Source organism: Haloterrigena alkaliphila (assembly GCF_017352155.2).
Classification (GTDB): Archaea; Halobacteriota; Halobacteria; order Halobacteriales; family Natrialbaceae; genus Haloterrigena; species Haloterrigena alkaliphila.
Genome location: NZ_CP084320.1, coordinates 1 through 24997, shown reverse-complemented (window position 1 = coordinate 24997; position 24997 = coordinate 1). Strand labels below are relative to the sequence as shown.

At 63.2% G+C, this 24997-nt stretch carries 33 protein-coding genes; 14 read left to right on the top strand and 19 right to left on the bottom strand.

The annotated features are described in order from the left end of the window. Nucleotides 1–195: 195 nt before the first annotated feature. On the top strand, nucleotides 196–1425 hold the full coding sequence (locus J0X25_RS39150; RefSeq protein WP_226777418.1) for a tyrosine-type recombinase/integrase: 1230 nt from the start codon (nucleotides 196–198) through the stop codon (nucleotides 1423–1425). A gap of 232 nt (nucleotides 1426–1657) precedes the next feature. Here J0X25_RS39150 and J0X25_RS39145 read toward each other — a convergent pair whose 3' ends face one another. Then, nucleotides 1658–1966: a hypothetical protein gene (locus tag J0X25_RS39145; RefSeq protein ID WP_226777417.1), complete on the bottom strand. Its 309-nt coding sequence runs from the start codon at nucleotides 1964–1966 to the stop codon at nucleotides 1658–1660. Nucleotides 1967–2330: 364 nt separating this feature from the next. Between J0X25_RS39145 and J0X25_RS39140 the strand changes: the two genes are divergently transcribed. Beyond that, nucleotides 2331–2645, top strand: coding sequence for a hypothetical protein (locus J0X25_RS39140; protein ID WP_226777416.1), 315 nt, complete (start codon nucleotides 2331–2333; stop codon nucleotides 2643–2645). A 28-nt stretch (nucleotides 2646–2673) separates the two neighbouring features. On the opposite strand, the gene J0X25_RS39135 is transcribed toward J0X25_RS39140, so the two are convergent. Together J0X25_RS39135 and J0X25_RS39130 are read right to left on the bottom strand one after the other, a co-directional pair. Further along, the gene (locus J0X25_RS39135; RefSeq protein WP_226777415.1) at nucleotides 2674–2979 is read right to left on the bottom strand and encodes a hypothetical protein; all 306 of its coding nucleotides are present in this window, start codon (nucleotides 2977–2979) and stop codon (nucleotides 2674–2676) included. Nucleotides 2980–3047: 68 nt separating this feature from the next. Further along, nucleotides 3048–3212: a hypothetical protein gene (locus tag J0X25_RS39130; protein WP_226777414.1), complete on the bottom strand. Its 165-nt coding sequence runs from the start codon at nucleotides 3210–3212 to the stop codon at nucleotides 3048–3050. Between the two features lie 117 nt (nucleotides 3213–3329). Between J0X25_RS39130 and J0X25_RS39125 the strand changes: the two genes are divergently transcribed. From J0X25_RS39125 to J0X25_RS39110, 4 genes are all read left to right on the top strand, one after another. Further along, the gene (locus tag J0X25_RS39125; protein WP_226777413.1) at nucleotides 3330–4046 is read left to right on the top strand and encodes an alpha/beta hydrolase family protein; all 717 of its coding nucleotides are present in this window, start codon (nucleotides 3330–3332) and stop codon (nucleotides 4044–4046) included. A 90-nt stretch (nucleotides 4047–4136) separates the two neighbouring features. Then, complete coding sequence (locus J0X25_RS39120; RefSeq protein WP_226777412.1) at nucleotides 4137–4484, top strand: ArsR/SmtB family transcription factor; 348 nt, start codon at nucleotides 4137–4139, stop codon at nucleotides 4482–4484. Further along, nucleotides 4481–4792 (top strand): DUF7521 family protein, encoded by a 312-nt coding sequence (locus J0X25_RS39115; protein WP_226777411.1) that lies wholly within the window; start codon nucleotides 4481–4483, stop codon nucleotides 4790–4792. Before J0X25_RS39120 ends, J0X25_RS39115 begins: the two co-directional genes overlap by 4 nt. A 126-nt stretch (nucleotides 4793–4918) precedes the next feature. Then, nucleotides 4919–5446 carry a DUF7382 domain-containing protein gene (locus J0X25_RS39110; RefSeq protein ID WP_226777410.1) on the top strand — a complete coding sequence of 176 codons (528 nt, stop codon included), beginning with the start codon at nucleotides 4919–4921 and terminating at the stop codon, nucleotides 5444–5446. A 48-nt stretch (nucleotides 5447–5494) separates the two neighbouring features. On the opposite strand, the gene J0X25_RS39105 is transcribed toward J0X25_RS39110, so the two are convergent. Both J0X25_RS39105 and J0X25_RS39100 read right to left on the bottom strand, forming a co-directional pair. Next, nucleotides 5495–7726: an AAA family ATPase gene (locus tag J0X25_RS39105; RefSeq protein WP_226777409.1), complete on the bottom strand. Its 2232-nt coding sequence runs from the start codon at nucleotides 7724–7726 to the stop codon at nucleotides 5495–5497. A 64-nt stretch (nucleotides 7727–7790) separates the two neighbouring features. After that, the gene (locus J0X25_RS39100; protein ID WP_226777408.1) at nucleotides 7791–8426 is read right to left on the bottom strand and encodes a helix-turn-helix domain-containing protein; all 636 of its coding nucleotides are present in this window, start codon (nucleotides 8424–8426) and stop codon (nucleotides 7791–7793) included. A gap of 86 nt (nucleotides 8427–8512) precedes the next feature. Between J0X25_RS39100 and J0X25_RS39095 the strand changes: the two genes are divergently transcribed. The 3 genes from J0X25_RS39095 to J0X25_RS39885 all read left to right on the top strand — a co-directional run bounded on the left by J0X25_RS39095 (nucleotide 8513) and on the right by J0X25_RS39885 (nucleotide 10248). Further along, entirely contained in the window at nucleotides 8513–9421 is a 909-nt protein-coding gene (locus J0X25_RS39095) for a ribonucleotide-diphosphate reductase subunit beta (protein WP_226777407.1), read from the top strand. Nucleotides 9422–9507: 86 nt separating this feature from the next. After that, entirely contained in the window at nucleotides 9508–10023 is a 516-nt protein-coding gene (locus J0X25_RS39090) for an SHOCT domain-containing protein (RefSeq protein WP_226777406.1), read from the top strand. 90 nt (nucleotides 10024–10113) lie between these two features. Beyond that, nucleotides 10114–10248 carry a DUF7128 family protein gene (locus J0X25_RS39885; RefSeq protein WP_284145213.1) on the top strand — a complete coding sequence of 45 codons (135 nt, stop codon included), beginning with the start codon at nucleotides 10114–10116 and terminating at the stop codon, nucleotides 10246–10248. A gap of 71 nt (nucleotides 10249–10319) precedes the next feature. Here J0X25_RS39885 and J0X25_RS39085 read toward each other — a convergent pair whose 3' ends face one another. Both J0X25_RS39085 and J0X25_RS39080 read right to left on the bottom strand, forming a co-directional pair. Beyond that, nucleotides 10320–10565: a DUF7508 domain-containing protein gene (locus J0X25_RS39085; protein WP_226777405.1), complete on the bottom strand. Its 246-nt coding sequence runs from the start codon at nucleotides 10563–10565 to the stop codon at nucleotides 10320–10322. A gap of 4 nt (nucleotides 10566–10569) precedes the next feature. Then, on the bottom strand, nucleotides 10570–11076 hold the full coding sequence (locus J0X25_RS39080) for a DUF5796 family protein (RefSeq protein WP_226777404.1): 507 nt from the start codon (nucleotides 11074–11076) through the stop codon (nucleotides 10570–10572). Nucleotides 11077–11197: 121 nt separating this feature from the next. On the opposite strand from J0X25_RS39080, the gene J0X25_RS39075 reads away from it, so the two are divergent. The 4 genes from J0X25_RS39075 to J0X25_RS39060 all read left to right on the top strand — a co-directional run bounded on the left by J0X25_RS39075 (nucleotide 11198) and on the right by J0X25_RS39060 (nucleotide 13301). Then, complete coding sequence (locus J0X25_RS39075; RefSeq protein ID WP_226777403.1) at nucleotides 11198–12070, top strand: shikimate kinase; 873 nt, start codon at nucleotides 11198–11200, stop codon at nucleotides 12068–12070. Further along, entirely contained in the window at nucleotides 12067–12387 is a 321-nt protein-coding gene (locus J0X25_RS39070) for a chorismate mutase (RefSeq protein WP_226777402.1), read from the top strand. Before J0X25_RS39075 ends, J0X25_RS39070 begins: the two co-directional genes overlap by 4 nt. A 257-nt stretch (nucleotides 12388–12644) precedes the next feature. Then, complete coding sequence (locus J0X25_RS39065; protein WP_226777401.1) at nucleotides 12645–12875, top strand: hypothetical protein; 231 nt, start codon at nucleotides 12645–12647, stop codon at nucleotides 12873–12875. A gap of 9 nt (nucleotides 12876–12884) precedes the next feature. Further along, a complete protein-coding gene (locus J0X25_RS39060; RefSeq protein ID WP_226777400.1) occupies nucleotides 12885–13301 on the top strand; it encodes a PIN domain-containing protein in 417 nt (138 codons plus the stop codon). Nucleotides 13302–13666: 365 nt separating this feature from the next. Here the strand turns inward: J0X25_RS39060 and J0X25_RS39055 are convergent, their stop codons facing one another. The 10 genes from J0X25_RS39055 to J0X25_RS39010 all read right to left on the bottom strand — a co-directional run bounded on the left by J0X25_RS39055 (nucleotide 13667) and on the right by J0X25_RS39010 (nucleotide 20423). Continuing rightward, nucleotides 13667–14053: a PIN domain-containing protein gene (locus J0X25_RS39055; RefSeq protein ID WP_226777399.1), complete on the bottom strand. Its 387-nt coding sequence runs from the start codon at nucleotides 14051–14053 to the stop codon at nucleotides 13667–13669. Next, a complete protein-coding gene (locus tag J0X25_RS39050) occupies nucleotides 14050–14295 on the bottom strand; it encodes an AbrB/MazE/SpoVT family DNA-binding domain-containing protein (RefSeq protein ID WP_226777398.1) in 246 nt (81 codons plus the stop codon). The genes J0X25_RS39055 and J0X25_RS39050 overlap by 4 nt, the downstream gene beginning before the upstream one ends. A gap of 158 nt (nucleotides 14296–14453) precedes the next feature. Next, entirely contained in the window at nucleotides 14454–14837 is a 384-nt protein-coding gene (locus J0X25_RS39045) for a PIN domain-containing protein (RefSeq protein WP_226777397.1), read from the bottom strand. After that, the gene (locus J0X25_RS39040; RefSeq protein WP_226777396.1) at nucleotides 14834–15079 is read right to left on the bottom strand and encodes an AbrB/MazE/SpoVT family DNA-binding domain-containing protein; all 246 of its coding nucleotides are present in this window, start codon (nucleotides 15077–15079) and stop codon (nucleotides 14834–14836) included. The genes J0X25_RS39045 and J0X25_RS39040 overlap by 4 nt, the downstream gene beginning before the upstream one ends. Before the next feature lie 154 nt (nucleotides 15080–15233). After that, nucleotides 15234–15626, bottom strand: coding sequence for a type II toxin-antitoxin system VapC family toxin (locus tag J0X25_RS39035; RefSeq protein ID WP_226777395.1), 393 nt, complete (start codon nucleotides 15624–15626; stop codon nucleotides 15234–15236). Next, complete coding sequence (locus J0X25_RS39030; RefSeq protein WP_226777394.1) at nucleotides 15623–15883, bottom strand: antitoxin VapB family protein; 261 nt, start codon at nucleotides 15881–15883, stop codon at nucleotides 15623–15625. The genes J0X25_RS39035 and J0X25_RS39030 overlap by 4 nt, the downstream gene beginning before the upstream one ends. Nucleotides 15884–16098: 215 nt before the next feature. Beyond that, nucleotides 16099–16821, bottom strand: a complete 723-nt coding sequence (locus J0X25_RS39025; protein ID WP_226777393.1) for a ZIP family metal transporter — start codon at nucleotides 16819–16821, stop codon at nucleotides 16099–16101. Nucleotides 16822–17099: 278 nt separating this feature from the next. Next, a complete protein-coding gene (locus J0X25_RS39020; RefSeq protein WP_226777392.1) occupies nucleotides 17100–18554 on the bottom strand; it encodes an NAD-dependent epimerase/dehydratase family protein in 1455 nt (484 codons plus the stop codon). Nucleotides 18555–18755: 201 nt separating this feature from the next. Continuing rightward, the gene (locus J0X25_RS39015) at nucleotides 18756–19931 is read right to left on the bottom strand and encodes a DegT/DnrJ/EryC1/StrS family aminotransferase (protein WP_226777391.1); all 1176 of its coding nucleotides are present in this window, start codon (nucleotides 19929–19931) and stop codon (nucleotides 18756–18758) included. 105 nt (nucleotides 19932–20036) lie between these two features. Then, nucleotides 20037–20423, bottom strand: a complete 387-nt coding sequence (locus J0X25_RS39010) for a universal stress protein UspA (RefSeq protein WP_226777390.1) — start codon at nucleotides 20421–20423, stop codon at nucleotides 20037–20039. Nucleotides 20424–21193: 770 nt separating this feature from the next. Here J0X25_RS39010 and J0X25_RS39005 point away from each other — a divergent pair. Continuing rightward, a complete protein-coding gene (locus J0X25_RS39005; RefSeq protein WP_425600943.1) occupies nucleotides 21194–23167 on the top strand; it encodes a DEAD/DEAH box helicase in 1974 nt (657 codons plus the stop codon). Nucleotides 23168–23188: 21 nt separating this feature from the next. Here the strand turns inward: J0X25_RS39005 and J0X25_RS39000 are convergent, their stop codons facing one another. Beyond that, nucleotides 23189–23641 (bottom strand): DUF7970 domain-containing protein, encoded by a 453-nt coding sequence (locus J0X25_RS39000; RefSeq protein ID WP_226777389.1) that lies wholly within the window; start codon nucleotides 23639–23641, stop codon nucleotides 23189–23191. Beyond that, the gene (locus J0X25_RS38995; protein WP_226777388.1) at nucleotides 23634–24464 is read right to left on the bottom strand and encodes a ParA family protein; all 831 of its coding nucleotides are present in this window, start codon (nucleotides 24462–24464) and stop codon (nucleotides 23634–23636) included. Before J0X25_RS38995 ends, J0X25_RS39000 begins: the two co-directional genes overlap by 8 nt. Between the last annotated feature and the right edge of the window lie 533 nt (nucleotides 24465–24997).

Below are 24997 nucleotides of genomic sequence, written 5' to 3'. Positions count from 1 at the left end.
TTTTATATAGCAATATGCAATTTATCGAGTTTTCGGATCTGCTCGCAGCTATATTGCTAAATTCGTGTGTCCTCCCTACGACACACTCGTTAGCGGTAGTTTTATGTGATTGTCAGTTGTGGCGAGACGTACGAAAATGACGGTCTTAGAATCACCGCAACCCGAAGGAAACGGGTTTCTCGAGCGGGTGAGACGATGACCCAACAGGAAACGATCAACTGGTCGCGCAAGTCACTCGAGGAACTCCAGACGTTCTGGAACACACGGATCGAACCTGACCTCCGACGGGACGGTCTCGATCTCGACGACCGACCGACCTACGACGAGGTCGCCGAGGCGGGCTACTCGGGAATTGCCTACGCGTTACGCGAGCATCACGGCATGACGCTGACCGAGTTTCTCGAGACGGTCGGCTACGTAGAACCCAGTTCCGAGGAGTCCTACCAGTGGGGGATCGACGACGAGACCACGATCGAGGCTCTCGAGTCACTCCTCCGACGCGCCGAACGCAAACGTGCCCCGACCACCGTCGACTCGAAGCGATATCGACTCGCAACCTACGTCCGGCTGTACGACTCCGTCCACGGAACGGCGGCGCTGGTCGACCGCGTACTCGAGGCGACCAACGAGTACGATGAACTCCGGCGCGTCGAAACTGTCCTCGACGAACTCGACGACGAACTCGAGAGTCCAGCCTCGAAACTCCGGTATCTGAGCGACATTCGGGAGTTCTACCGCCACCTCAAGAACCGGCATGGAGCGGCGTTCAACCCGGCCGAGAACGTCGATCACCGCGAAATTTGGCGAAACCACCGCGACACGGAAAAGGACAATCCTGCGCTCTCGAGCGAGCAGGTCAGCACGCTGTACGACGCCGTCGGGAGCCCCGACGAACAGATTCTCGTCCTCGCGTTGTGCGCGTGGGGTCTCCGGCGGAATGAGGTCGCGTCGTTGCACGTTTCCCAGTTCGTACTCGAGGACGATGACCCACACATCGCCTTCGAAGAACGAAAGAACGGCCCGGGAACGGTCGCGCTGATCTACGGTGTTCCCGAACTCGCCGATCGGATTGATGCCCTCGGCGGTCGCGATCGCCAGTGGAATGGCTACCTCTTCCCGTCGCGCCAGTCCGAGAGCGGCCACGTCACCGGCGAGACTATCCAGCGCTGGTTCAAGCGGCTGGCCGACCGGGCGGACATCCGTGTGCGGGACAAGCAGCCGACCTCGAAAATGGGTCGACGGTTCTGGTATACGACGTACAATCAGGCGATGAACGACCTACTGGATAATCTCGACGTGATAGCCGGCGACCAGGGGAGTTCTGACCCGTCTGTGGTACTGAAAAACTATCTCTCGGAAGCCGAACGACGGAAGTACCGACGCGAGTTCATGCGCGAGCGGCTGGCTGACGCTTTCGAACAGTAAGAGTTCCAGTTAGGACAGTGGAGGCTCTTGATCATTGTAGAGTGTTTCTTGATCGATCTCCTCCTTATCACTGTCACCACCGCCTGAAACCGAGAGATCTCTCATCGCGGAGTCTATACCTTGAAGAATATTTTCGACCCTCTAGCTGGTATAGGTTGCTATATCTGGCCTAAACTTCACACGCTACGTTTCCGGTTGGATTAGACCCAATCGAGGACAGTCAAAGCTGGCTCTACCTCCGCTGTATCCGAACCCCGACTCCACGAGTATCAACCCCGCCGCCAACTGGGAGCCCATCACCGTTTACAACAACACTCGTTTCTCGAGGTGATCCGAATCGTCGGTACTCGGTAACGGAAACTCGATCCCAATCCCTGTTCCAAAGGTAACACAAGAGACTGATTGCACAGATACCGAACCCGGAGAATTCATAGACGTCGTAGCTTAACACATCTGCCAGTCCTTCTGAAAACAGTGTCTTCGGGACCGCTTCAAGAACCTCCTTGAGGGCACTTGAAACGGTGATTTCGATAGCGATCATACAACCCCTGGACACCAGAACGGGATAAGTGACACTGATTAGCACGCCTATTTTAAGTACGAATCGAAGATTGTATCTCGGAGTGAACCCTTCGAGATGCTACTCTAGGGTGCCTCGAGCATGAGGTTAGACGGCGTACTCCCATTCAATAACGCCAGCTCTTGAGGCAGCCCGACAGAAGTTCTGACGGCGTCGGCCCCTGATAACCGACGGCCAGATGCAGGTCCGGAACTAACCGATTCGGGTCGCATTCGGTGGATAGTACGCTCGTGACGATACCTACGACCGCTCCGAACTCGTTACTCCCGGCGAACGGAGTCCGCCGTCTCGGCGAGTGCGCCGATTCGACTGACGAGGTGGCGCGATGACCGACGCGACGGTTCGGCGCTCCCGGCTCGTCTCGATCTCGTGTTTCGCGCTCTGGGGCGTCAGCGTCATGTATTTCTCCTATTACGCGTTCGTCGTGGGGGCCTCGTCAGACCACCGCCTCGTAGCCGAACGGTTCGCCCGAGCCCCCGAGACGGGTATCGAACCGCTGGTCGCGCTGGCCGGGTCGACGATCGTGCTCTGGCTGATCGCCATGCTCTCGCTCGCTTACTATGGGTACACGCAGTGGCGATATGCGCGCCGCCGTCGCCGGGCGCTCGAGCGAACGTTCGAACGCGGTCGGACCCAGTGAGCGCCGAGCGACCCGTTCGACGTCCGAGTCAGCCGTCGGTCGCTGCATCGTCGCTTCCCGCGCCGTCCTCGCTCTCGTTGTCGCTTTCGTTCTCGCTCTCGTTCTCGTCGTCGGCCGTGCTCGCCGTCGGATCCTGCTCGTCCTCGGCGCCGCCGGGCCCGTCGCTCTCGACGTCGTCGGGGTGCTCGGCCTGCTCGTCGCCGCTCTCGTTCTCGCTCTCGTTGTCGCCGTCTCCGCCACCGGGGCCGCTGTCGCCACAGCCGGCGAGAAGAGTCATCGAGCCGACTGCTGCGAGTCCGGTCAGTTCGAGCGTCCGTCTTCGGGTGCGTTCCATCGGTGTGCGCTCAGTTATTCGTTCGGCGGAATATCGGTCCGGCTTGCAATTTCGGCCGCCGGGGCGAGTCAGGACGGATGCTGGTGGCTGACCTTCTCGGCGATCTGGCCCGGCACCGGCGTCCCGCAGTCCGTGCACTTCCAGGTCGGCGCCGCGAGCCCCGACTCCTTCTCGAGGTCCTGTCTGTACTCGAGGCGGGCGCCACAGGTGCACGTGTAGGTCGTGCGGGTCATACCCGACAGGTCGAAGCGGAGGCGGTTAAACGATACGCCGGCGCTGATACCGGGCCGACGAGCGCGGATCGTTGCCGGACGGCAACGCCTACGGGTCCGAACGCCGTCGGTCCCGCTATGACCGAAACGAAACACCGAATCCCGGTCGCCGACGGGGAACGGGTCGCCGCCGTTCACCACGAGGCGACCGGCGACGAGTGGCTCGTGTTCTGTCACGGCTTTCTGAGCGACAAGACCGGCAGCTACGAACACCGTTGCCGGCGCGCGGTCGAGCGCGGCTACGACGCCGTCCGGTTCGACTTTCGGGGCTGTGGCGACTCCGACGGACGGTTCGTCGAGGGGACGCTCAGCGCGAAACTCACGGATCTGCGGGCCGTCCTCGAGTACTTCGATCCGCAGTCGGTCGCTCTCTTCGGCTCGAGTTTCGGCGGCAAGGTGGCGTTCCATGCCGCCGCGACGGACGACCGCGTCGAGCGGGTCGTCACGCGGGCGCCCGTGACGTACAACCGCGCGTTCGAGGCGTATCGCTCGATCGTCGAGCGCGAGGGCGCGTGTCAGTTCGACACCGGCGTTCGGATCGACGACCGGTTCTTCGACGATTTCGACGCGTACGACTTCGACGCGGTCGCGTCGTCGCTCTCGGTTCCGGCCGCCATCTTCCACGGCGCCGACGACGAGTCCGTCCCGCTCGCGGACAGTTTCGAGGCCGCGGCCGCGCTCGAGACGGACGTTCTCCTCGAGCGGTTCGCCGGGGAAGGACACCGGTTTTCGTCGGCCGCCGAGGAGCGACTGCTCGAGCGGACGTTTCACTGGCTGGGGCGGCCCCAGTCGTAAACCTCATTACGATATATCATCGGGAGCGGATTTTCTCTGTTAGAAAAAACGGATGGTTTTTCATATCGATAGCTGAACGATCAGGTACCAGTGAGTGAGGATACCGACCTCTCGACAGTGCTCGCGGTACTCGACGACGAGTACGCGCGTGAAATCCTCACCCATACGAGCGTCGAACCCATGTCTGCTAGCACCCTGAGTGACCGCTGTGATGCGTCCTTGCCCACGATCTATCGACGTCTCGATCGTCTCGAGGAGTGTCGGCTCGTCACCGAGGAAACCGAACTCGCGCCGGACGGTAACCACTACAGCATCTACAGCGCGAACCTCGATCGACTCGAGCTCTCCCTCGAGGACGGATCGCTCGAACTCGAACTCACGTATCAGGACGAAGACGTCGCCGACAAGTTCACCCGCCTCTGGGAGGGGATGCGATGAGTCAGAGCCCCGTCCGTCTCGACGAGGCGCCGCTGTTCGAACTGCTGACGGTCGCGAGTCTCTTTCTGGTCGCGCTGTTCGGGACCGTCATCGCCTACCAGGCGTATCGCGGCTATCGCCGCAACGACGCCCCGTCGATGCTCTATCTCGCCGCCGGATTGCTCTTGCTCACGCTCTGTCCGTTCCTGATCAACGTGACGGTGACGACGGCGTTCGGCGCGAGACAGATCCTCACGGTATTTCTCGAGAATGTCAGTCGGTTAGCCGGACTGGTCGCGATTATGTACTCGCTGTACGGACGACACTGACGCTCTCGAGTACGTTGACGCTCCCGATTACGAGCGTGGGTCGACGCGGTCCCAGCCGGCCGGCAGCGGCTTCGCATATGAATTGTCGGTCTGGAGTTTAAGTCGGAAGCCCGGCCCAGAAGGAGCATGCCTTCGAAACCCTCGACGCCGAACCCCGCGGACAGGACGTTTCACTCACGACGCTCGCTCGGTCGCGACGACCGGGCGATCGAAGGATTACCGATTCGACTGGTGATCGCGCTGGTCGTCGGCGTCGCGGCGCTCGCGCTGATGTTGAACATGCTCGGCGGTATCGGCGACGTCGGTGATACGGAGGTCTCCGTCGAGATCGAGGACGAACTCGTCGAGGCGGACGCGACCGGGTCCGACGGCGAGGTCAAAGTCTCGGTTATCGACGAAAACGGCAACAACGTCGAGAACGCGCGGGTCATCGCGACGGCTGGCTCGGCGCAACTCGACGGCGTCGTCGAAGCGAAGACCGGCGACGGATCGGGTCTCGAAGACCACGAGGCGCTCCTCGAGTTCGACGGTGACCAGAGCCTCCGCGCCGATCAGGACATCGGAACGCTCGAACTCGAGGTGATCCCGCCGTCGGACAGCAACTACATCGACGAACAGCCGAATCCCGAGATCCGGGTCGCCTCGGACTTCTGATTCCGATCCGCCGATAGCAGTGTCCCCAGCAACGACTCGCCGGGACGCTCACTGTGCCGGCGTCCCGTTCGCTCGAGCCGCCTCGAAGTGCCGACGCTCGATGAGTACCTCGTCGGCCCGGTCGTTCGCCCCGTCGGGACCGTATTCGTCGGCGACTTCCCTGATCGCCTGCATCGAGGCGGTCCGGACGTGCGCTTCGAGGTCCGCGCCGGTGTGGCCCTCGAGTTCGGCGGCGAGTGCCGAAATATCGACGTCGTCGGCCAGCGGCTTGCCCCGGGTGTGGACCTCGAGGATCTTCTCGCGGGCCTCGCGATCGGGTTCGCCGACGAGGACGTGGGTGTCGAGTCGTCCGGGGCGGAGCAGCGCGGGATCGATCTGGTCCTTCCGGTTCGTCGCAGCCAGCACGACGAGATTGGGGTTCTCCCGCATCCCGTCGAGTTCGGTCAGTAGCTGCGAGACGACGCGTTCGGTGACCTCGTTCCCGTCGCCGCGAGCGGTCGTGATCGCGTCGATCTCGTCGAAGAAGACGATCGACGGGGCCGACTGACGGGCGCGTTCGAACACCTCGCGGATCGCCTTCTCGCTCTCGCCGACGTAGCGGTCGACGATCTCGGGGCCGTCGACGCGGACGAAGTTGACGTCGGTTTCGCCCGCGAGCGCGCGGGCGAGCAGGGTCTTCCCGGTGCCCGGCGGGCCGTACAGCAGAACGCCCGAGGGCGGCTGGGTGTTGGTCGCCTCGAAGAGCCGATCGTAGGTCAGCGGCCACTCGACGGATTCCCGGAGCAGCTGTTTGGCCTCCTCGAGACCGCCGACATCCGAGAAGTCCGTGTTGGGCGATTCGGCGACGTACTCGCGCATCGCGGAGGGTTCGACCGCGGCGAGCGCGCTGTCGAAGTGGGCCTTCGTGACGGTGGGCTCGCGGTTCCACGCCTCGCGCTCGTCGCGTTCGGTCGGCCGGCCGCGGATCGCGGCCATCGCGGCCTCGCTCACCACGGAGTCGAGGTCGGCGCCGACGAAGCCGTGGGTTCGACGCGCGATGGCGTCGACGCTAACGTCGTCGGCCAGGGGCATCCCGCGGGTGTGGACCTCGAGGATCTCCTTTCGGCCCTCCGCGTCGGGGACGCCGATCTGGATCTCGCGGTCGAAGCGGCCGCCCCGGCGGAGCGCGGGGTCGATCGTATCGACTCGATTCGTGGCGCCGATGACGATCACTTCGCCTCGGGCGTCGAGGCCGTCCATCAGGGTCAGCAGCTGGCCGACGATCCGGTTCTCGGCGTCGCCCTCGTCGTCGCGCTGGCCGGCGATGGAGTCGATCTCGTCGAAGAAGATGATGGTCGGTGCGTTCTCTTCGGCGCGCTCGAACACCTCGCGGAGCCGTTCCTCGCTTTCCCCCTTGTACTTCGACATGATCTCCGGCCCGGAGACCGTCTCGAAGTTGGCGTCGACCTCGTTGGCGACCGCGCGGGCGATCAGCGTCTTCCCGGTGCCCGGCGGGCCGTACAGCAGGACGCCCGAGGGCGGATCGACGCCGAGTCGCCGGAACAGTTCGGGTTCGGAGAGCGGGAGTTCGATCATCTCCCGGACGAGCTCGAGTTCCTCGTCGAGGCCGCCGATGTCCTCGTAGGTGACGCCGGAGGTGGGTTCCGCGGGCGCGGTGGCGGCTCCTCCGCCCTCGGCCGACCCGCCACCTCCGTCGTCCGCGCTCTGCCCGCCGGATCGGCCCGCGCTCGAGGGAGTACTGCCGCTGCTCCCCGCCGTTCCCGCCCCGTTGCCGACGATCCGGACCGTCGTGGTGCTCGTGATGCGGACGTCGCCGGCGGGGTCGGTGTCGGTGACCCGGAACGGCTCCTGATCGACCCCTTCGAGCCGGATCTGTTCGCCGGCTCGCACGGGTCGGTTGCGGAGCGTCTTGGTCGCCTCGCGTTCGGCGGCCGCCAACTGGTCGTCGGTGAGCGTCGGCGGCGGCGACAGCGTCACGCGCTCGGCCTCGGCGATCGTCGACGTGTCCTTCGTCCGGACGGCGACCATATCGCCGACGTGTGCGCCCGCGTTGGCGCGCGTGTCCGCGTCGATCTGGATAGCGTTCTCCGGAACCGACGGATCGGCCGGCCACATCTTCGCGACGGTCGCCGTCTCACCCTCGATGACGACGGTGTCGCCGCTCAGGACGCCGAGCTGGCGCCGCGCCAGTTCCGGAATGCGTGCGACGCCGCGTCCGGCGTCGCGCTTTTCGGCGGCCCGGACCGTCAGCGAAACCCCGTCGGAATCCGACTCGCTCATGCCCCGACCTTTCGGCCGCGTCGCCTTGAGAATTTTCCTGTCAGCTGACGTCGAACTCGACGGTTCAGAGGGCGTTCTCGAGCAATCGGTCGATCCCTCGGCGAATGCGTTCGGAGGCCGACGGGCCCGAAATCCCCAGGCGGTCGCCGACTTCCTCCGTCGACGCTTCCCGCGGGACCGCGAAGTAGCCCGCCTCGCGGGCCGCGACGAGCGCCTCGTACTGCTCCCGCGTGAGTCCGAACGGCGGATCGTCGGCCGTCGATTCCCGGGTGAGCCGCTCGAGGTGGAAGGTCGCGTCGCGGTCCGTGCAGAACGCCCGGTACTCCGCGAGCGCCTCGCGGTCGGGAAATCGGGCGCGGGCCCACCAGCCGTCGACGGTCACGATGCCGCCCAGCGGCGTGGTTCCCAGTTCGACGTACTTCCGATAGATCGGCACCGGCGGGTCGCGCAGTTTGATCCGGTACAGCACGCTCCCGCCGGCGTCGTCCAGCGCTACGGCGCCCGCGACCGTAGGATCGTCCGTCAGCGCGTCGCGAAACTCGTCGTCGGGATCGTCGACGACCCGACAGAGTACGACGGGCCGATCGGGATCGACGACGAGGATCCGCTCGATGTAGACCGTGACTGCGGGGACCGCCGCGACCGCGTCCGTCAGCGGGAGGTCGAGGGAGCCGAGGCGAAACTCCGCGATGAGTCCCATACCGGAGCATTTCGATTCTACTACTTAAACACCCTACTGTATGAGATACAAGTTCAGGGGGATTCTTCCGGTACGTTCGTCCAACGATGGCAACTGACAGTCAACCACAGCCCGAGATGCAACTCGAGACGACGACTCGCTCGCACAACTACTACCGAAACGCCGTCGAGAAACACTGGGACCCCCACGAGATCGACCTCGAGGCCGACCGCGAGGGCGCCGCCGAACTCTCCGATCCGGCGTTCGAGGGGCTCAAGCAGTCGCTGGCGCTGTTCGGCGCCGGCGAGGAGTCGGTGACGGAAGACCTCGCGCCGCTGGCGGTCGTTCTCGAGGATATCGGCGATCAGATGTTCATCACGACCCAGCTCTACGAGGAGTCCAAGCACACCGACTTCTTCGACCGCTACTGGCGGGAAGTGATCCACGCTGAGGAGGAACGCCGCGGGCAGGAACTCTCCTCGCCGACCGACGAGAAGTGGTTCAACGACGCCTACGACGAACTGTTCGAGCGCAACGAGGAAGCGATGGCGCGACTGCTCGAGGACGACACGCCCGAGAACCGAGCGCGGGCCCACTGTCACTACCACCTGACGATCGAGGGGATTCTGGCCCAGACGGGCTACTACGGGCTGACCCTCGCGTACGGCGAACAGGAGCCCGACCTTCCCGACCTGCCGGGGCTGGTCGAGGGGCTCAAGCTGGTCCGCAGCGACGAAGGGCGCCACGTCGGCTTCGGGATGGCCCAGCTCAAGTCGCTCGTGATCGACGGCGAGGTCGATCCCGACGTCCTCCGGGACACCGTCGACGAACTGGTGCCGCTCGTCCAGAACAGTCTGGCCGGCGACGGCGGGGCCAGCACCGAAGACGGGCCCGGCCCGAGCCCGTCGGATCTCGCGGAGTACGCCTACACCAAGCACGAACAGCGCATGCAACAGATCACGACCGCCAGCGAGAAGATCCCGGACGTCGAGGAACTGACCGAACTCGACGCGTAGGACTGTCGGGAGTGGCGGCCGTCCCGTGGGCCGTTTCGACGGGGTCGATCCCTACGCTTAATTCGGTTCAGCGCTAACTATCACCTATGGCGTCGCGTCACTGGTGGTACTTCGGCGGCTTCGTTGTCACCGGAATTCTGCTGGTCGGCGTCGGACTACTGGGGGTACTGGACGCCCTCTCCGTGCTCTCCGGTGGCGTCTACTACGGGGAGGAGTTCGTCCTGCTGGCGATGCTCGGCGCGGCCGCCGAGTGGATCGTGGCCGGTATCGCCCTCGGCGTGCTCGCAGTGGTGTTTTTGCTCGCGACGGTCGTCTCCGTCCTCCGGACCAAATCGCTCCCCCGTAGCGATCGACTCGCCTCGATCGTCGAGCGCCTCGAGCGCGAGTACCCGATCCTGCGGCAGTTCGACGCCTCGGAGAAAGTCGAGCCGACGGCCGAAGACCGCAAACAGCGACTCAAGGAGCAGTACGTCGCGGGCGACATCAGCGAGGCGGAGTTCGAACGCGAGATGCAGCGGCTTCTGGACGACGACACTGCGGACGCACATGACTCCGCAGATACACGGTCGCGGACTCGCACGAACATCGACCTCGAGGACTGACTCCGACGTTCCGTCGATCAGGGACGCAGTGCGGATCAAACGGTGGAAACCGGAGAAACGCATTTTGCCGTTCGCGGAGAATTATTCCGTATGGTACTCCAGACCGAGCGCGACGACGCGACCTGGTGGGAGTGCGAGACGTGCGGGCTCCTGTTCGACGAGAAGTCGGACGCGAGCGAGCACGAGAAGCACTGCGACGACTCCGACCCGTCCTACATTCAGTGATAGAAACCGCGTCGCCGATCGAAATCGGCTCCGTCGACGGTCGGCGTCGAGGCCGCAAGTCGCGTACTATCTCACTCGAGTCGCTCGCGGTGCTCTGCGGCGAGTTCGCGGGCCTGCTCGAGCGTGTGGGTCTCCGTCCACCGCACGCGGTCGGCGTCGCCGTAGGCCAGCGCGGTCTTGAGTTCGTCGCGGAGAACGCCGTGGTCGACCGCCCGGACCGACCCCGAACCGTCGCCGAACTCGTAGACGCCGGGCCGATCGGGCGCGCTCGCGACCGCCTCTCGGTCGAGGTCCCGCCAGGGTTTCTGTAGCGGCATCGCGTTATCCCCAGTCCGTTCCGCTATCGTCGTCCGTGTCGGCCGTCTCGTCGTCGGTAGCGGGGTCGGATCCGTCGCTCGAGTCGACGCGCTCGACGAGTTCGTAGGCGTGTTCGCTCATCTCGTCTTCGGCGAAGACGAACACGCGGCCGTCGACCAGCGCGAGGTCGGCCTCGACGCGGATCGAGTAGGCCTCCGTCGACACCGTCACGCCCGGAAAGAGTTCCTCCTCGTCGTCGCGCTCGAGCATCACGCGACCGACGCCGGTCGACTCGAGGATGTCGTCGTGGGTGTTGCGGTCGTTGACGTAGGTCATGACGCCCTCGACGCCGTCGGGGTCGGTGACGAGGACGTGGACCTCCTTGCCCGGTGGGGTCGTGATCCTCCCCTCGACGGGTTTCGGCGGGCCGTGGTAGAAGACGTCCCGTCCGTCGAGGTACTCGACGACGACGCCGCCCTCGACGAAGTCGACGCCGATCGTGCTGGGTGCGACGTTGTTGCGCGCGCTCATTGGGCGTCGGTTCGTGCGGATCGTGGAAAAAGAGTGCGTTCTCGGCGTCTGAACCCGCCGCTATCCCCCTCACGTTGCGCGGATCGTCAGCCGTAAGTACGCGGTCTGAGAGAGTGTGACCATGGACGGCCGCGCCGTCGCACCCGCCGCCGGAACGGTTCTCAACGCGCTCGCGACCGGAACCGGATCGGCGTTCGCGATCGACCTCGAGACGACAGCCACCGTCGAACTCACCAGCGACGGCGAAATCGGAGCCGAGATCGCCGACCGGCCCGACGCCGATACGACGCTGGTCGAGCGCTGTACCGCGCTGACGATCGCCGAACACGCCGCGGACGCCGGACTGGACCGGTCGGCCGTGGGCGCCCGCGTCCGGACCGACAGCGAGGTCCCGATGGCCTCGGGCCTGAAGAGTTCCAGCGCCGCGGCGAACGCGACCGTGCTCGCGACGCTCGACGCGCTCGAGATCGCCGACGCGGTCGACCGGATCGACGCCTGTCGGCTGGGGGTTCGCGCGGCTCGTGACGCCGGCGTCACCGTCACCGGCGCCTTCGACGACGCGAGCGCGAGCATGCTCGGCGGCGTGACGGTCACCGACAACGCGACCGACGACCTGCTCGCCCGCGAGGAGATCGACTGGGACGCGCTGGTTTATACGCCGCCCGACCAGTCCTTCAGCGCCGACGCCGACGTCTCGGCCTGCGAGCGGATCGCGCCGATGGCGGATCTCGTCGCGGAACTGGCTCTCGACGGCCGCTACGGCGAAGCCATGACCGTCAACGGCTTCGCCTTCTGCGGCGCCCTCGAGTTTCCGACGGGGCCGATGATCGACGTCCTGCCCGACGTCACCGGCGTCTCGCTGTCGGGAACGGGGCCGAGCTACGTCGCGGTCGGCGAGCGATCGACGCTCGAGGCGGTCCGCGAGCGCTGGGACGAACGCGACGGAACGACACGATTACTGCAGACGCGAACGGACGGGACACAAGTGACATGACTCGCACATCCGACACAGCCACGGACGGAGGGGACCGCACGCCGGACGACATGAGCCTCGACGAACTGCGCGAGGAGATCGAGACGATCGACCAGGAGATCGTCGAACTGATCGCCCAGCGGACCTACGTCGCCGACACGATCGCGCAGGTCAAAGCAGAGCGGGGGCTCCCGACGACCGACGAGAAGCAGGAACAGCAGGTGATGGATCGGGCCGGCGCCAACGCGGAGCAGTTCGACGTCGACGCGAACCTCGTGAAGGCGATTTTCAGGCTGTTGATCGAACTGAACAAGGTCGAGCAGCGAGAGAACCGGTAAGGTTCAAAACATACGTTATCGGCGTTCTATCCTCCAAATAGGAATATAAAATTCGGTTCTGCGGGATTCTTCGCGTTTACTCGGAGTCGATGAGCACCCGGAAGACTGGATACTCGTCCGGTCGAACACGTTCCAACAACACCGCTCGGGTACCCTGCTCAGTCTCGATGAGAGGAATACCGTGAAGCTAGCGGTCAGTTCTTGCTGCTGTGTCTCCATCCAAAGACACAAGATTCTGTGTCTACATAGTTTTCTGTATGCCCAGTATCACCGTCAATGTCGACGACGATCTCAAAGATCGGATGGAGAGACATCCGGAAATCAACTGGAGCGAGGTCACCCGCCAGGCGATCCAAGAGAAAATCGAGACACTCGAAGTGATGGACGAGCTCACATCCGGAAGCGAACTCACCGAGAGCGACGTCGCAGAAATAGCCAACAAGGTCAACGAGAGCGCACGCGACCGCGTCGAAGAGGATTTGGAGTAGTCCCGACGAATGAAGTTGGTTATCGACGCCAATGTCGTCATCTCAGCGCTCATCGCCGACTCGAAAACCCGCGAACTCATCGTTACGCTCGAACCAGATCTCGTGACACCCGAGTTCGTCCACGACGAAATCGAGAACTACACGGAGTTGATCGTCGATAAATCTGGGATGCACCCGGATCGAGTCGCGCAGTTCATTGACCTCCTGTTTCAGTATATTGAGGTCGTCCCCGCCAGCAAGTTCTATCCCTATATCAAGGAGGCCAACGCGGCGATCGGTGAGACTGATCCCGACGATGTGCTGTACGTCGCGTGTGCCCTCGCCAGTGACGCGGACATCTGGAGCGACGACACCGACTTCGATGAGCAAGATATCGTCGAGACCCATTCGACGACCGACGTGATCGACTCGTTCGACACGCGCTAACCGACCGATACTAACAATTATAGGCCTCGGCAGTTTCGTTTATATATGTCGCCTAGTGAAGGACGCTAAACCCTATATTCGACAGGATGATTTTGTGATCAGACGTTGTTTTCGCGAGAATCCATGGTGGATTTCATCGAACTGAACAAGGTCGAGCAGCGGGAGAGTCGGTAGGCGTACGGACGGCTGTTACAGATCTTCTAACTACGTATTAGTGAGGCGAGGTCGATTCTCGACGCCACCATACGAGATCTCAGACTTGATGAGCAGCCGGAAGATTCGACGCAAGTCTGTTGCACACGCGCCACGACAACCACTACGAGTACCACGCTTCGTTCTGCTGGGACTATATCCTCCGTCCGGAGTCATTCCTCGTCGGTCGGTTCGAGTGGGACTCGTTCTACCTCGATATTTTCGTAGTCCTTCTCAGAGGAGAGTACGTCCATTCCCCGCGTTTCCGCAGTCGCCGCGTGGAAGGCGTCGAACGGCGTCATTCCCTCGTCGTAGTAGTTGACGGCTTTCAGAACTACTTGTTTCTCTTCCTCGTTCCGCACAGGGACGAGTTCGAGCAGGTTCGCCACCAGCGGAACGTAGTCGAACTCGTAGCGTTCTCGGGCGAGGAGGAGTTCGAGATACGAGAACGGTGACGTTTCGACGTCGTACTCGCCGAGGGCGTCCTCAGCGGAGCCCTGCAACCAATCAGTGTCTTTGGCGAGTGCGAGCAGGAAATCCGTCTCGACGTACACCGTCATCTATCGCCGCCGGCTTCCTCAGCCTCGTCTTTCGCCTCCGCCTCGATGTCCTCTCGAATTTCCTCGACTGATGCATCGTGAAGTTCGCCTGCCGCTTCGCGGACAGCGGCGAGTGGGTCGTCGGCGACCGGAATCAACTCGATTCTGTCCTCGTACATGACGATGTGATACTTCTGGCCGTACTTCTCGCGCACCTCCTTTGGGATGTACAGCCGTCCCTGTCCATCCGTCTCTGCTGACATAGATTCGACTAGGTTACCATGGACAAAGAGTCTTACCACTAGCGTGTGGCTGATGGTACCCAACAAAACGTTTCAATAGTGTGTATGGTGGATTTCATCTATTTGAACAAGGTCGAGCAGCGCGAGAATCGGTAGCACGCGACGGAGATATTGCTACGTCATTCATCAGCCGGTTCTAGCGGGACTCGTTCCACCTCGATGTTCTCATAGTCTTTCTCCGATGAGAGCACGTTCAGCGTACGTGTTTCCGCAGTCGCTGCGTGGAACGCATCGAACGCCGTCATTCCCTCGTCGTAGTAGTTGACGGCCTTCAGAACGATTTGTCGTTCTTCCTCGTCTCGGACAGGGACGAGTTCGAGCAAGTTTGCCACGAGTGGGACGTAATCGAACTCGTACCGTTCTCGGGCGAGAAGGAGTTCGAGATAGGAGAAGGCCGACGTTTCTACGTCGTACTCGTCGAGTGCCTCCTCTGCTGATTGCTGCAACCAGTCCGAGTCTTTGGCGAGTGCGAGTAGAAAGTCGGTTTCGACGTAGACCGTCATCTATCGTCCCCGTTCTCGCGGGCCTCAGTTTTCGCTTCTGCTTCGATGTCCGCGCGAATATCATCGACGGACGCGTCACGTAACTCGCCTGCCGCTTCGCGGACTGCAGCGAGCGGGTCGTCTGCAACCGGAACGAGTTCAATTCTGTCCTCGTACGTGACGATGTGGTACTTTTCGCCGTACTTTTCTCGTACGTCTTTGGGGATGTACAGCCTCCCCTGTCCGTCCGTTTCTGCTGACATAGATATGACTATAGTGCCATAGGCAAAGAATCTTACCACCAGCAGGAGACTGATGGTACTACCATCAGTGTTTCAGTAGTTCGCATATTGGATATTATCTATCTGAACAAGGTCGAGCAGCGTGAAAGTAGGTAGTCTCTCACGCAATCAAGCCTTAGTAAGACCGTACTTCGAGGCCGTCGATACGCCCGAAGTGCTTGGTATTTCTCGTGATAACCGGTTCGTCGTTGAGAAGCGCAGTTGCGGCGATAATACAATCTTCTCGCTCAATCCGTTCGCTGCCATTGAGTAGCTCACCGGAGAGCTTTCCGGCTTTTCGCATTACGGTGTGGTCGGCACTCACGACGTGCTTCGTTTCTAGTATCTCGAGAATTCGCTCTCGCTTCGTCTCCGGTGTTTGAGACCGAGCAACGCCCTCGTAAAGTTCCAAAACCGTCACGGAGGACACTTTTTGTGGTCGTGCTTCTTTTTCGACGATATCGAGAAGTCGCTTTGCATTTTCATCGCCACGTAATAAGTCGATAATGAACGACGTGTCCTGAATCATTCCGACGTCTCGTCGTCTACGGCTTCGTCTAACGCCGCTGTGAGTCGATCACTCCGCTCTCTGGACGTCGTTCGTCCCTCCTCGATAGCGGCCTCGAGGTCTGCCGCCTCGTCCTCGGAGAGGAGTCCTACAACCTCGTTCCACGAGCGTTCTCCAGCAAGGCGCTTGACGGTTTCACTGAAGCTTTCTCCCTCTTTTTTTCGGGCCTTTAGCCGCTCATAGGCTTCTTCGTCGAGTGAAATCGTTTTCGTCGCCATCGTAGTACACAGTACTACATGCACACGTAAAAATAATATCGCTCACGCTGCGTTCATCGCGGACGATGAACAGCGGACCGAAAAAGCGACGACGTACACAGAACGGCGTAACGTGAGTTGTAGCGGTGACAAGGTCGAACAGCGAGAGTCTCGGTGAAGACCGGGGATTCGCGCCCTAGATACCGGGGATCATGTCTTTCAGCTCTCAGCAGTCATCAGTGGAGCATGTCCAGGAGGAAGATGAGGAGAAATCCGACGAAGAACAGCGTCGTCGACGTCGGCGTTTCCGGGACGCTCTGCGCTTTGACGAGGAGTTCCTCGGTCACCAGATAGAGGAGGGCGGCAGAGCCGAACGCGAGCACGAGCGCGATCGGAGGGCCCGTAACGCCGTCGAACACGAGGACACCAGTGATCACTCCGATCAGCAGTAGAATCCCGAATCCAGCGGGGACTGCCAGCTTTTTGGGCGTGCTCGTCTCCGTGGGGAGCGCGATGACGCCGGTCACGCCGAGAAAGAGGACCTCGATCGCGAGCGCTACTGCGATGAGAACTCCCGTGGCCGCCTCCGCCAGGAACGCCACGCCGATCAGGATGCCGTCGATCACCATGTCGATACTCACGGTGATAAGCAGGCCAGCAGCACCCGCCATCTTTCCGCCGATACCCCGCTTTTCGACGTACTTGCTGAGTCGGTGGATACCGAGCATGGTGACGACGCCGATCGCGAATCCGACGACGACCACGGCCGGAGCCCGCGTGTGGACGTCCGGGAGAAGTTCGGCGGCGACGGCGGCGAACACGACGCCAGCCGCGAAGTGCTGGACGTTACTCTCCATTTGCGGTCCCGGCGTACGGTAGACGGCCACGAGCCCCCCGACGAGCGCGGCGACGACCGCCAACATCGTGTAGGAAAGCGCCTGCATCAGGGTACCAGGCATTCGACTACCGCTTGTGTCTCGATACAGTTGAATGCTATTTCCACGATACCTGGAGATACGGCGTCCGCTACCCCAAAACGGGGCTCGTCGCTGGAGGACGGTTCCACCAGAGCAAGTAACTGAGAAAGTGATCGGTGTCGATTACCGCGACTACGAGTTGCGCGAGCGACGCTGCTCTACGTCGCGACGAAGAATCGGAGATCACGCGCCGACGGTGAACGTACTGTCACGAATACGACGGTCTCCGTCGGATCGACGAGCGCACACGAACGTTCCGGCTAGACCTCTTTGGAGGTGAGTTTCTCGCGGGGCTGGACGGCGACCGCCTGATCGCGAGGTTCGAGGACGGCGGTCGTGTCTTCGTAGCTCGGGGCGCGATCGAGCGTCTTGTAGTTGTTGTAGCGAGTCGCGGTGTAGTCGCTGTACCGTCCCGCTTCGAACGCCTCCTTCAGCTCGAGACAGTGGTCTCGAACCGTTCGCTGGGGTTCGAAGCCAAGCACGGACTGGATCTTCTCGAACTCGACGCGGTAGCTCCGCTCGTCCGTCTTCTCTTCGTGATACTCGATCGAGGCGTCGGGGAAACAGTCCTCGACGATGGTCGCGAGTTCGTCGATCCGGTAGTTCTGCCGGTTCGAACCGACGTTGAAGACGGTGTCTCCGACGTCCTCGATGGGCGCGGTCAGACACTCGACGTAAGCGCGAGCGGCGTCAGCGACGTGGACGTTCGGCCGGTACTGGTCGCCGCCGAAGACGGGAACGACGCCCTCCACGTGGGCCTTGGCCGGGAGAATGTTCCCGACGAGATCGAACCGCATCCGCGGCGACTGCCCGTAGACCGTCGCCATTCGGAGGATCGTCGGCGCGAAACAGTCGTCGGCGAGGTCGCGAAGAACCCGTTCGGACTGGATCTTCAGGCGAGCGTACAGCGAGACGGGATTGCGCGCATCCTCTTCCGAAAGCCGTCCGCTACCGTCCTCGGATCGCCCGTAGACGCTACAGGTCGAGGCGAAGACGAATCGATTGATCCCGTGGTACTTACAGATCGTCGCCAGCAGCTGCGTCGAGTGAAGGTTGTACTCGAGCGTCTTCTCGGGATCGATCTCGGAGGCGGGATCACCGACGATCCCACCGAGGTGGACGACGGCGTCGACGCCGTCGATGGCTTCGACGACGTTCTCGACGGATCGCGCGTCGCCTCGAAGCAGGGTAAACCGGTCGTCGTCAGTGAGATCTGATACTCCGGCGTTACCGTACATCAGCGGATCGAGAACGCGGACGGCGAAGCCCTCCGAGAGGAGTTGCCGGCACAGTACCGAGCCGAGATAGCCCGCCCCGCCGACGACGAGTACCGTTTCGACGCCGTTTGATTCCGTCTCGACACCGTTGGATTCCGAATCGATTTCGCGTGGGACCCCGTCGGTCAACTCGACGGTCGTGACGTCGACGACGGTTTCGTCCTCGTCGACGACGGGTGCGACGACTGCGTCGCGTCCCGCATCCCTCTGGTCGTCCGGAGTTCCGTCGATCGTTCGGACGGAACCGCTCGCGTCGACGACGATCGGATCCTCGTCGACGACGGTCGATACCGGAGTGTCCGGCGTGACTCCGTCGCGGAGCTTGCGCCTGAGTCGTCCGGTCGTCGCGGTTCCGACGAGTCGACGCTCGTCGTCGACGACAACGATGCCTCCGGATTCAGATCGTTCGATCCGCATGATCGCGTCGCGGATCGACATCCTCGCGTCGGCTGTGACTGGCCATCTCATAGGTAAGTCTTGACCCCAACTGCCGCAGCACCGCCGGCGTCGCACCGATGGTAGTGCGGCCTGTTCGCTCAGTCTGGATGGCCTCCCTTTGTTATGGGTCGGTTTGTATGACAGTCAGTGCCTTCCTGAGACGGCCGTACCGATCCCGCCCGGTCGGCAATCGACGTAGAATCAGTCCGTCGGTTCGGTCGACGCCGAGGGTTCCATCGATCGTCCCCGTTCGATGCCTGCCTCGACTCCGGCCGTAATACGGTCGATTTCGTCGCTTCGAAGATCCGGATGAATCGGTAGGGAGAGCACACGCCCCGTAATCTCCTCCGTAACGGGAAGCAGTCCCGGCTCGTAACCGTATTCGTCGCGGTAGCTCTGCGTCAGATGCGCTCCCGGCTCCCAGTAGACTTTCGACGCGATATTCCGCTCGGCTAGGGTGTCGATAACGGCGCTTCGGTCGATAGTTGCGTCGAAGGTAACCGTATACAACTGGTAGACGTGGCGACCGCGACCGGCGGCAGTGTGCGGTTCGACGCCGGAGACGTCGCCGAGTCCCTCGGACAGCCGCGCCGCCACGCGGCGTCGATTCTCGATGTGATCTTCGACCTTCTCCAGTTGGGCACAGCCGACGGCCGCAACGAGATCCGACATCCGGACGTTCGTCCCGACGCTGGCGTACTCTCCGCTGCCCGTCGAATCGAAGTACGCCGACGAGGAGCGGCCGTGCGAGCGGAACTCCTCGAGGCGTCGTGCGACCTCGTCGTCGTCGGTGACGACGGCGCCGCCCTCGCCGGTCGGCAGGATCTTGTTCTGACAGAAGCTCAGGGCCGCCGAATCACCGATCGTTCCGAGCGTTTGACCGCGGTAATCGGCACCGAACGCTTCCGCGGCGTCTTCGATCAGCGGGACGTCCGCGTCGTCGGCGATCTCGGCCAGTGCGTCGATCTCGCACGGCGCCCCGTACGGGTGAATGGGCAGAATGGCCCCCGTCTCGTCGCTGACCGTTTCGCTGACGCTCTCGGGATCCAATCCGTACGTCTCGCGTTCGATGTCCGCGAACACCGGGCGCGCACCGACGAGCCGGACGGCGTTGGCCGTCGCGATGAACGTAAACGAGGGAACGATTACCTCGTCCCCCTCGCCGATACCGTGGGCCGTCAGCGCGGCTACCAGCGCCGACGTTCCCGAATTGACGGTAACGGCGTGCTCGACGCCGAGGTACGCCTCGAGTCCGCGCTCGAACTCCTCGACGTACGGCCCGTTTGCCCAATAGGATCCCCGCGTGATCGATTCGACGGCGTTCGAGACGTCGGTTTCGTCCCACGGGATTTCGAACAACGGAATCTCGTCACTCATCGAGGGGAATTTCACGTGACAACGAATTAAGTAGCCGTCATCTACCCCGCGGAATGCGGTAGTTTCGTCCCGGTGGGGGAGAACGGACCCGCGAGGGGAGACCGCTCACGATTCCGCGACCGGAACGACGACGACCGGGATCGAGGTCGACTCGAGAAGGGCGTGTACGGCCGATTCGGACGTCGACGACGGCTCCGCGTCACCGCTCGAGGTCGTGATCACGATCTCGTCGGCCTCGACCGCCGGCGCCGCCTCGAGGAGCGCCGCGGCCAACTCGGTGTCCTCGCGGAGCGTCGTGGTGACCTCGCCGACGGTCGTCAACCGAACGGAAGCGACGTTGAGCGCTTCCCTGGCATCCCGTCGCGCCGTGGGATCGTCGGCCGACGCGGTTGCGACGACAGTGACGGTGTCGTCGGGCGTCGTCCGCTCGTCGAGATAGTCACAGATCGATGCCGTCGTGTGGACGGATCGGGTCCCGGCGAGATACTGCATATCGGCACCTCGAGCGAAGCGACAAAGAACCTGTGGGAGCGACCGCGAACGGTCGTAGCCATCCGTCGTTCGGCCGGACCGGTTCGAGCGGTGTAGGGTGGGATTTTCCGACCCAGAAAACACGGTCGTATCACTATTAGGTGACGGCCGAAAGGAGCGATCGGGGACAATACCCCTGGACGACGACGGGGCTCCCACTGATCCGGTCATCTCCCACCCTCTCCCCCTGAACGTCCCCCTGCTCCGACGGACGACTGTGACCCCCAGTTTGCGGCCGTCGAAGCAGCGCCCGCCCCCATTTCCGCTTCGGCCCACGAAGAACGGATCCGCCGTTCGACGCCGATCAGCCGAGTGGTGTTTCGGTGTCGAATCGGACGGTACCACGCTGCACGAGGCCGTCGTGCTCGTCTCGCTGAGTTCGCCACCCCGAGTGGACTCTCCTCGATCGAATTCTCGAGTTATACTGTGGGTACACGGAAGTCGTCAGTGTCGCGATGATCGCTATCACCGGTGCGAAAGCCCCCGTAGGAAGACGATAACCGCGATCGGTCTCACCGAGGCACTCGCCCAACGGGAACGCCGACCGCGTCGCCGACCCCGATCGAGGGCGGCCGACGCTGAACGTCGCCGCTGGAGTCGACCGCTCCGGTGACTCACGGGTCGCCAGTGGCGACGTATTACAGTGACCCGGAGCCGACGGCACGCTGCCCATCGATTCCGGATCGTGACGAGCGAAATCGGTTTACCCCCACCGCCGCTACGAGGGGTCAGTGACCGACGAACGTTCCTCGTCCGATTCCGATCAGCGCGAGCGGTCGACCGACGAATCGGCCGGCGGACCCGACGACGAGCACCGGGGCGACCGGATGACGCTCTCGGAGTTCCACGACGCGTGCCAGGAGGCCGGCCGACCCGTGCTCACCGCGGCGGCCGTCGCCCGCGCCCTCGAGACCGCGCACGAGACGGCCCGCGAGGCACTCGAGGGCCTCGCAGAACGGGGTGACGTCGAGCGACTCGCCGTCGAAACGGATCCCGTCGTCTGGTATCCCAGCGAACTCGAGGACCTCACCGACCGCGAGCGAGTCGTCGTCTTCCCGAAGCGCCGCGAAATCGTCGTCGACCGACCGGATCAGTTCACGCGCGCCCAACTCGCCCAGTTCGCTCACCTCGCGGACGCCAACGGCGAGCAGGGATACCGGTACGTCGTCAGACCCGAGGACGTCTGGCAGGCCCCCCACGACTCCTTCGAGAAACTCGCCCGGACGATGCGACAGGCGCTCGGGCAGCGCTCCGAGGGGCTCGAGGAGTGGGTCCACAGCCAGTGGGACCGTGCTCACCAGTTCCGGCTGACCACCCACGAGGAGGGGTACACCGTCCTCGAGGCGAAGAGTCCGGAAGTCATGGGCAACGTCGCGCGCCAGAAACTCGACGAGGAACACGTCCACGCGCCGATATCGGACACCGAAGACTGGGTTCGCGAGGGGTCAGAGGCGGCGATCAAGCGCATCCTCTACGAGGCGGGGTACCCGGTCCAGGACCACCGCGACCTCGAGTCCGGCGAGGACCTGCCCATCGACCTCGCGGTTCGCCTGCGCGACTACCAGCGAACGTGGGTCGATCGCTTCGCGGAGGCCGGGGAGGGCGTCTTCGTCGGCCCGCCGGGCAGCGGAAAGACCGTCGCCGCGATGGGGGCGATGGCCCACGTCGGCGGCGAGACCCTGATACTGGTTCCGAGTCGCGATCTGGCTCGCCAGTGGGCCGACGCCATCCTCGAGTACACCTCGCTCGAGGCCGACCAGATCGGGCAGTACCACGGCGGCCGCAAGGAAGTCCGCCCGGTGACGATCGCGACCTACCAGATCGCGGGAATGGACCGCCACCGCTCGCTGTTCGACGACCGCGAGTGGGGACTGGTGGTCTTCGACGAGTGCCAGCACGTTCCCTCGGACGTCTACCGCCGGAGTACGCACCTGCAATCGCGCCACCGACTGGGACTGTCGGCCAGCCCCATCCGGGAGGACGACCGCCAGACGGAGATCTTCACCCTCGTCGGCCCGCCGATCGGCACCGACTGGGAGGCGCTGTTCGAGGCCGGCTTCGTCGCCGAGCCGGAACTCGAGATCCGGTACGTCCCGTGGGGCGACGACGAGCAGCCGAACGCCTACGCGTCCGCCGAGGGCCAGGAGAAGTACCGGATCGCCGCGAAGAATCGCGGAAAGGTCGACGAGGTCCGCTACCTGCTGTCGGCCCACCCCGACTCGAGAGCGCTGGTCTTCGTCGACTACCTCGAGCAGGGGCGGGACCTCTCGGCCGCCCTCGACACTCCCTTCCTCAGCGGCGAGACGCCCCACCACGAGCGCCGGCGGCTGCTCGACGAGTTCCGGCGGAACGAACGCGACCTGTTGATCGTCTCGCGGGTCGGCGACGAGGGTATCGACCTCCCGACGGCCGATCTGGCGATCGTCGCGTCCGGACTCGGCGGCTCGCGGCGACAGGGAACCCAGCGAGCGGGTCGGACGATGCGCCCCGCTGGCGGCGCGCTGGTGTACGTGCTCGCGACGCGGGGCACGCGCGAGGAAGACTTCGCCCGGAAACAGCTCCAGCACCTTGGCCGAAAGGGGATGACGATCCGCGAGCAGACCATCGAGCGAGCCGGTGCTGATAGCGATAGCGAAGACGGCGAGGAGGGTGACGCTAACGGAGAGGGAAACAACAACGCTGATTCGGTCGAGAACGCCGAATAGTCGCCTCGAGTCGGCCCGCCGCTACTCTTCTCGGGCCTCGAGGATCTCGTCGATCAGGCCCGCCGTGTCCGACGCCGCGAACCGGAAGACGGCGTCGTAGAACTCCCGCCCGGTCAGATCGCGGACGTCGTGGTCCGTTCGCAACTGCGCGTCGACCAGCGCCCGCGCGTCCTCCAGTTCGTCGAGCGTCTCGGGGCGAACGTAGACGGTTTTCTTCTCCGTCGCGTCGAACGGGAACGCGGCCGGATCGTCTGACTCGTCCGAATCGCTCGAACCGGCTGGTCCCGATTCGGAACCGGATGCGGTAGTGTATCCGGCGGAATCGGAAGCCAGAGGTTCGCTATCCCCCGAAGCCGCTCCCCTGCTCGAGTTCTCATCGGCCGTAGCGGCCGTTCCGGTTCCGTCGGCGGACTCGTCGGGTTCGTCCTCGTCGACCGCCTCGCTCAGCCCGGCGAAGCGGTTGTCCTCAGGCATCGGCGACACCTCCGCGCTCGACGACTGCGGCAAGTTCGTCCAGTCGATCGAGCATGTCGCTCTCCGGATCGTACTCGGCGAGCGGGACGCCCTCGCGCCACGCGCGGCGGAACGCGATGCGTTCGCGCAGGCCCGGACCGGGCGAGTCGGGATCGTCGAAGTGCGTCGAGCGGGCGAACTGCGGGAGATACTCGCCGAACTGGGACTCCTCGAGATCGCTGATGATGCGCTTTTCCTCGTTGTCGCCGGCCAGCGAGTTCGGGACGATCGCGAGGATGTCCAGGTCGATCTCCTTGCGGATCGGATCGATCTGCTGGGTGTACATGCGCTCGAAGCCGCTGACGCTGGGTTCGCTCATCCGCAGGGGGACGATGACGTTCTGCGTCGAGATCAGCGACGCGTCGGCCAGCGGGCCGAGGTTCGGCGGCGAGTCGACGACCACGTAGTCGTAGGTATCGCCCAGCACGGGATCGACGATCTCGTTTCTGATCCAGAGTTCGCCGAAGGTCGCGCTCCGGATGCTGTTCTCGACGCTGTCCAGGTCCTCGTGGGCGGGCAGCACGTCGAACGCGTCCACCGTGCGGATCACGTCCGCGAGGGTCGTCTCGGAGCCGTCCTCGAGGACGTCCCCGATGTGGACGTCGCTCGTGTAGGCGTCGTGCAGTCCGACGCCTTCGGTGGCGTTTCCCTGCTGGTCCAGATCGACGAGCAGGACGTCGTTCGAGCGGTTCGCGAGTCGTTCCGCGAGGTTGATCGCGATCGTAGTCTTGCCGACGCCGCCCTTCTGGAGGGCGACGCTGACGGCACGTGGGGTTGTCGTCATTCGTGGGAACACCTCCGCCGCGCCCGGGACCGTGGAGACAGTGCGGACCTCGTCGACCGTCTCCGAGGTCGAAGACGTGTGCACTGCTTACACGGTATAGAATGTGTACACCTTCTACACGGTGTAAAACGTCTGGGCTTCTTACACTGTGTGAAAACTGGCTCGATCGACGGCGCTGTGGCCTGATGGCGGCCGTTGGTGGCTCGATCGCCCACTCGAGGACGTCTGCACGTTCCGGACATCCTACAATGTGCAGACGGTTGGTGCCGTGTGAACCGTTTCAACGGTCGAAACGTGAGGCACGCGATCGACGGTGAACACCGTTCTCGAGGTTTCGACCGTCGACACGGTGTGAGCAGTGGAGACATTGTGCAATGTCCGCCGTGGTGTCGGACGCGGCGAGACACAGCTATCATCCAGCCAAAATGACTTAACAGTAGCGGAAACCGTCTACACTTTTCACACCGTTCAGACAGTGCACCGGGAACGAGATGGTACACCGTGTGAACAGTCTTCGAGATTTTCACCGAATA

Coding starts and splice junctions, on each gene's coding strand:
- J0X25_RS39150 (WP_226777418.1), top strand. CDS start 196: ATGACCCAACAGGAAACGATCAACTGGTCGCGCAAGTCACTCGAGGAA.
- J0X25_RS39145 (WP_226777417.1), bottom strand. CDS start 1,966: ATGATCGCTATCGAAATCACCGTTTCAAGTGCCCTCAAGGAGGTTCTT.
- J0X25_RS39140 (WP_226777416.1), top strand. CDS start 2,331: ATGACCGACGCGACGGTTCGGCGCTCCCGGCTCGTCTCGATCTCGTGT.
- J0X25_RS39135 (WP_226777415.1), bottom strand. CDS start 2,979: ATGGAACGCACCCGAAGACGGACGCTCGAACTGACCGGACTCGCAGCA.
- J0X25_RS39130 (WP_226777414.1), bottom strand. CDS start 3,212: ATGACCCGCACGACCTACACGTGCACCTGTGGCGCCCGCCTCGAGTAC.
- J0X25_RS39125 (WP_226777413.1), top strand. CDS start 3,330: ATGACCGAAACGAAACACCGAATCCCGGTCGCCGACGGGGAACGGGTC.
- J0X25_RS39115 (WP_226777411.1), top strand. CDS start 4,481: ATGAGTCAGAGCCCCGTCCGTCTCGACGAGGCGCCGCTGTTCGAACTG.
- J0X25_RS39110 (WP_226777410.1), top strand. CDS start 4,919: ATGCCTTCGAAACCCTCGACGCCGAACCCCGCGGACAGGACGTTTCAC.
- J0X25_RS39105 (WP_226777409.1), bottom strand. CDS start 7,726: ATGAGCGAGTCGGATTCCGACGGGGTTTCGCTGACGGTCCGGGCCGCC.
- J0X25_RS39100 (WP_226777408.1), bottom strand. CDS start 8,426: ATGGGACTCATCGCGGAGTTTCGCCTCGGCTCCCTCGACCTCCCGCTG.
- J0X25_RS39095 (WP_226777407.1), top strand. CDS start 8,513: ATGGCAACTGACAGTCAACCACAGCCCGAGATGCAACTCGAGACGACG.
- J0X25_RS39090 (WP_226777406.1), top strand. CDS start 9,508: ATGGCGTCGCGTCACTGGTGGTACTTCGGCGGCTTCGTTGTCACCGGA.
- J0X25_RS39885 (WP_284145213.1), top strand. CDS start 10,114: ATGGTACTCCAGACCGAGCGCGACGACGCGACCTGGTGGGAGTGCGAG.
- J0X25_RS39085 (WP_226777405.1), bottom strand. CDS start 10,565: ATGCCGCTACAGAAACCCTGGCGGGACCTCGACCGAGAGGCGGTCGCG.
- J0X25_RS39080 (WP_226777404.1), bottom strand. CDS start 11,076: ATGAGCGCGCGCAACAACGTCGCACCCAGCACGATCGGCGTCGACTTC.
- J0X25_RS39075 (WP_226777403.1), top strand. CDS start 11,198: ATGGACGGCCGCGCCGTCGCACCCGCCGCCGGAACGGTTCTCAACGCG.
- J0X25_RS39070 (WP_226777402.1), top strand. CDS start 12,067: ATGACTCGCACATCCGACACAGCCACGGACGGAGGGGACCGCACGCCG.
- J0X25_RS39065 (WP_226777401.1), top strand. CDS start 12,645: ATGCCCAGTATCACCGTCAATGTCGACGACGATCTCAAAGATCGGATG.
- J0X25_RS39060 (WP_226777400.1), top strand. CDS start 12,885: ATGAAGTTGGTTATCGACGCCAATGTCGTCATCTCAGCGCTCATCGCC.
- J0X25_RS39055 (WP_226777399.1), bottom strand. CDS start 14,053: ATGACGGTGTACGTCGAGACGGATTTCCTGCTCGCACTCGCCAAAGAC.
- J0X25_RS39050 (WP_226777398.1), bottom strand. CDS start 14,295: ATGTCAGCAGAGACGGATGGACAGGGACGGCTGTACATCCCAAAGGAG.
- J0X25_RS39045 (WP_226777397.1), bottom strand. CDS start 14,837: ATGACGGTCTACGTCGAAACCGACTTTCTACTCGCACTCGCCAAAGAC.
- J0X25_RS39040 (WP_226777396.1), bottom strand. CDS start 15,079: ATGTCAGCAGAAACGGACGGACAGGGGAGGCTGTACATCCCCAAAGAC.
- J0X25_RS39035 (WP_226777395.1), bottom strand. CDS start 15,626: ATGATTCAGGACACGTCGTTCATTATCGACTTATTACGTGGCGATGAA.
- J0X25_RS39030 (WP_226777394.1), bottom strand. CDS start 15,883: ATGGCGACGAAAACGATTTCACTCGACGAAGAAGCCTATGAGCGGCTA.
- J0X25_RS39025 (WP_226777393.1), bottom strand. CDS start 16,821: ATGCCTGGTACCCTGATGCAGGCGCTTTCCTACACGATGTTGGCGGTC.
- J0X25_RS39020 (WP_226777392.1), bottom strand. CDS start 18,554: ATGTCGATCCGCGACGCGATCATGCGGATCGAACGATCTGAATCCGGA.
- J0X25_RS39015 (WP_226777391.1), bottom strand. CDS start 19,931: ATGAGTGACGAGATTCCGTTGTTCGAAATCCCGTGGGACGAAACCGAC.
- J0X25_RS39010 (WP_226777390.1), bottom strand. CDS start 20,423: ATGCAGTATCTCGCCGGGACCCGATCCGTCCACACGACGGCATCGATC.
- J0X25_RS39000 (WP_226777389.1), bottom strand. CDS start 23,641: ATGCCTGAGGACAACCGCTTCGCCGGGCTGAGCGAGGCGGTCGACGAG.
- J0X25_RS38995 (WP_226777388.1), bottom strand. CDS start 24,464: ATGACGACAACCCCACGTGCCGTCAGCGTCGCCCTCCAGAAGGGCGGC.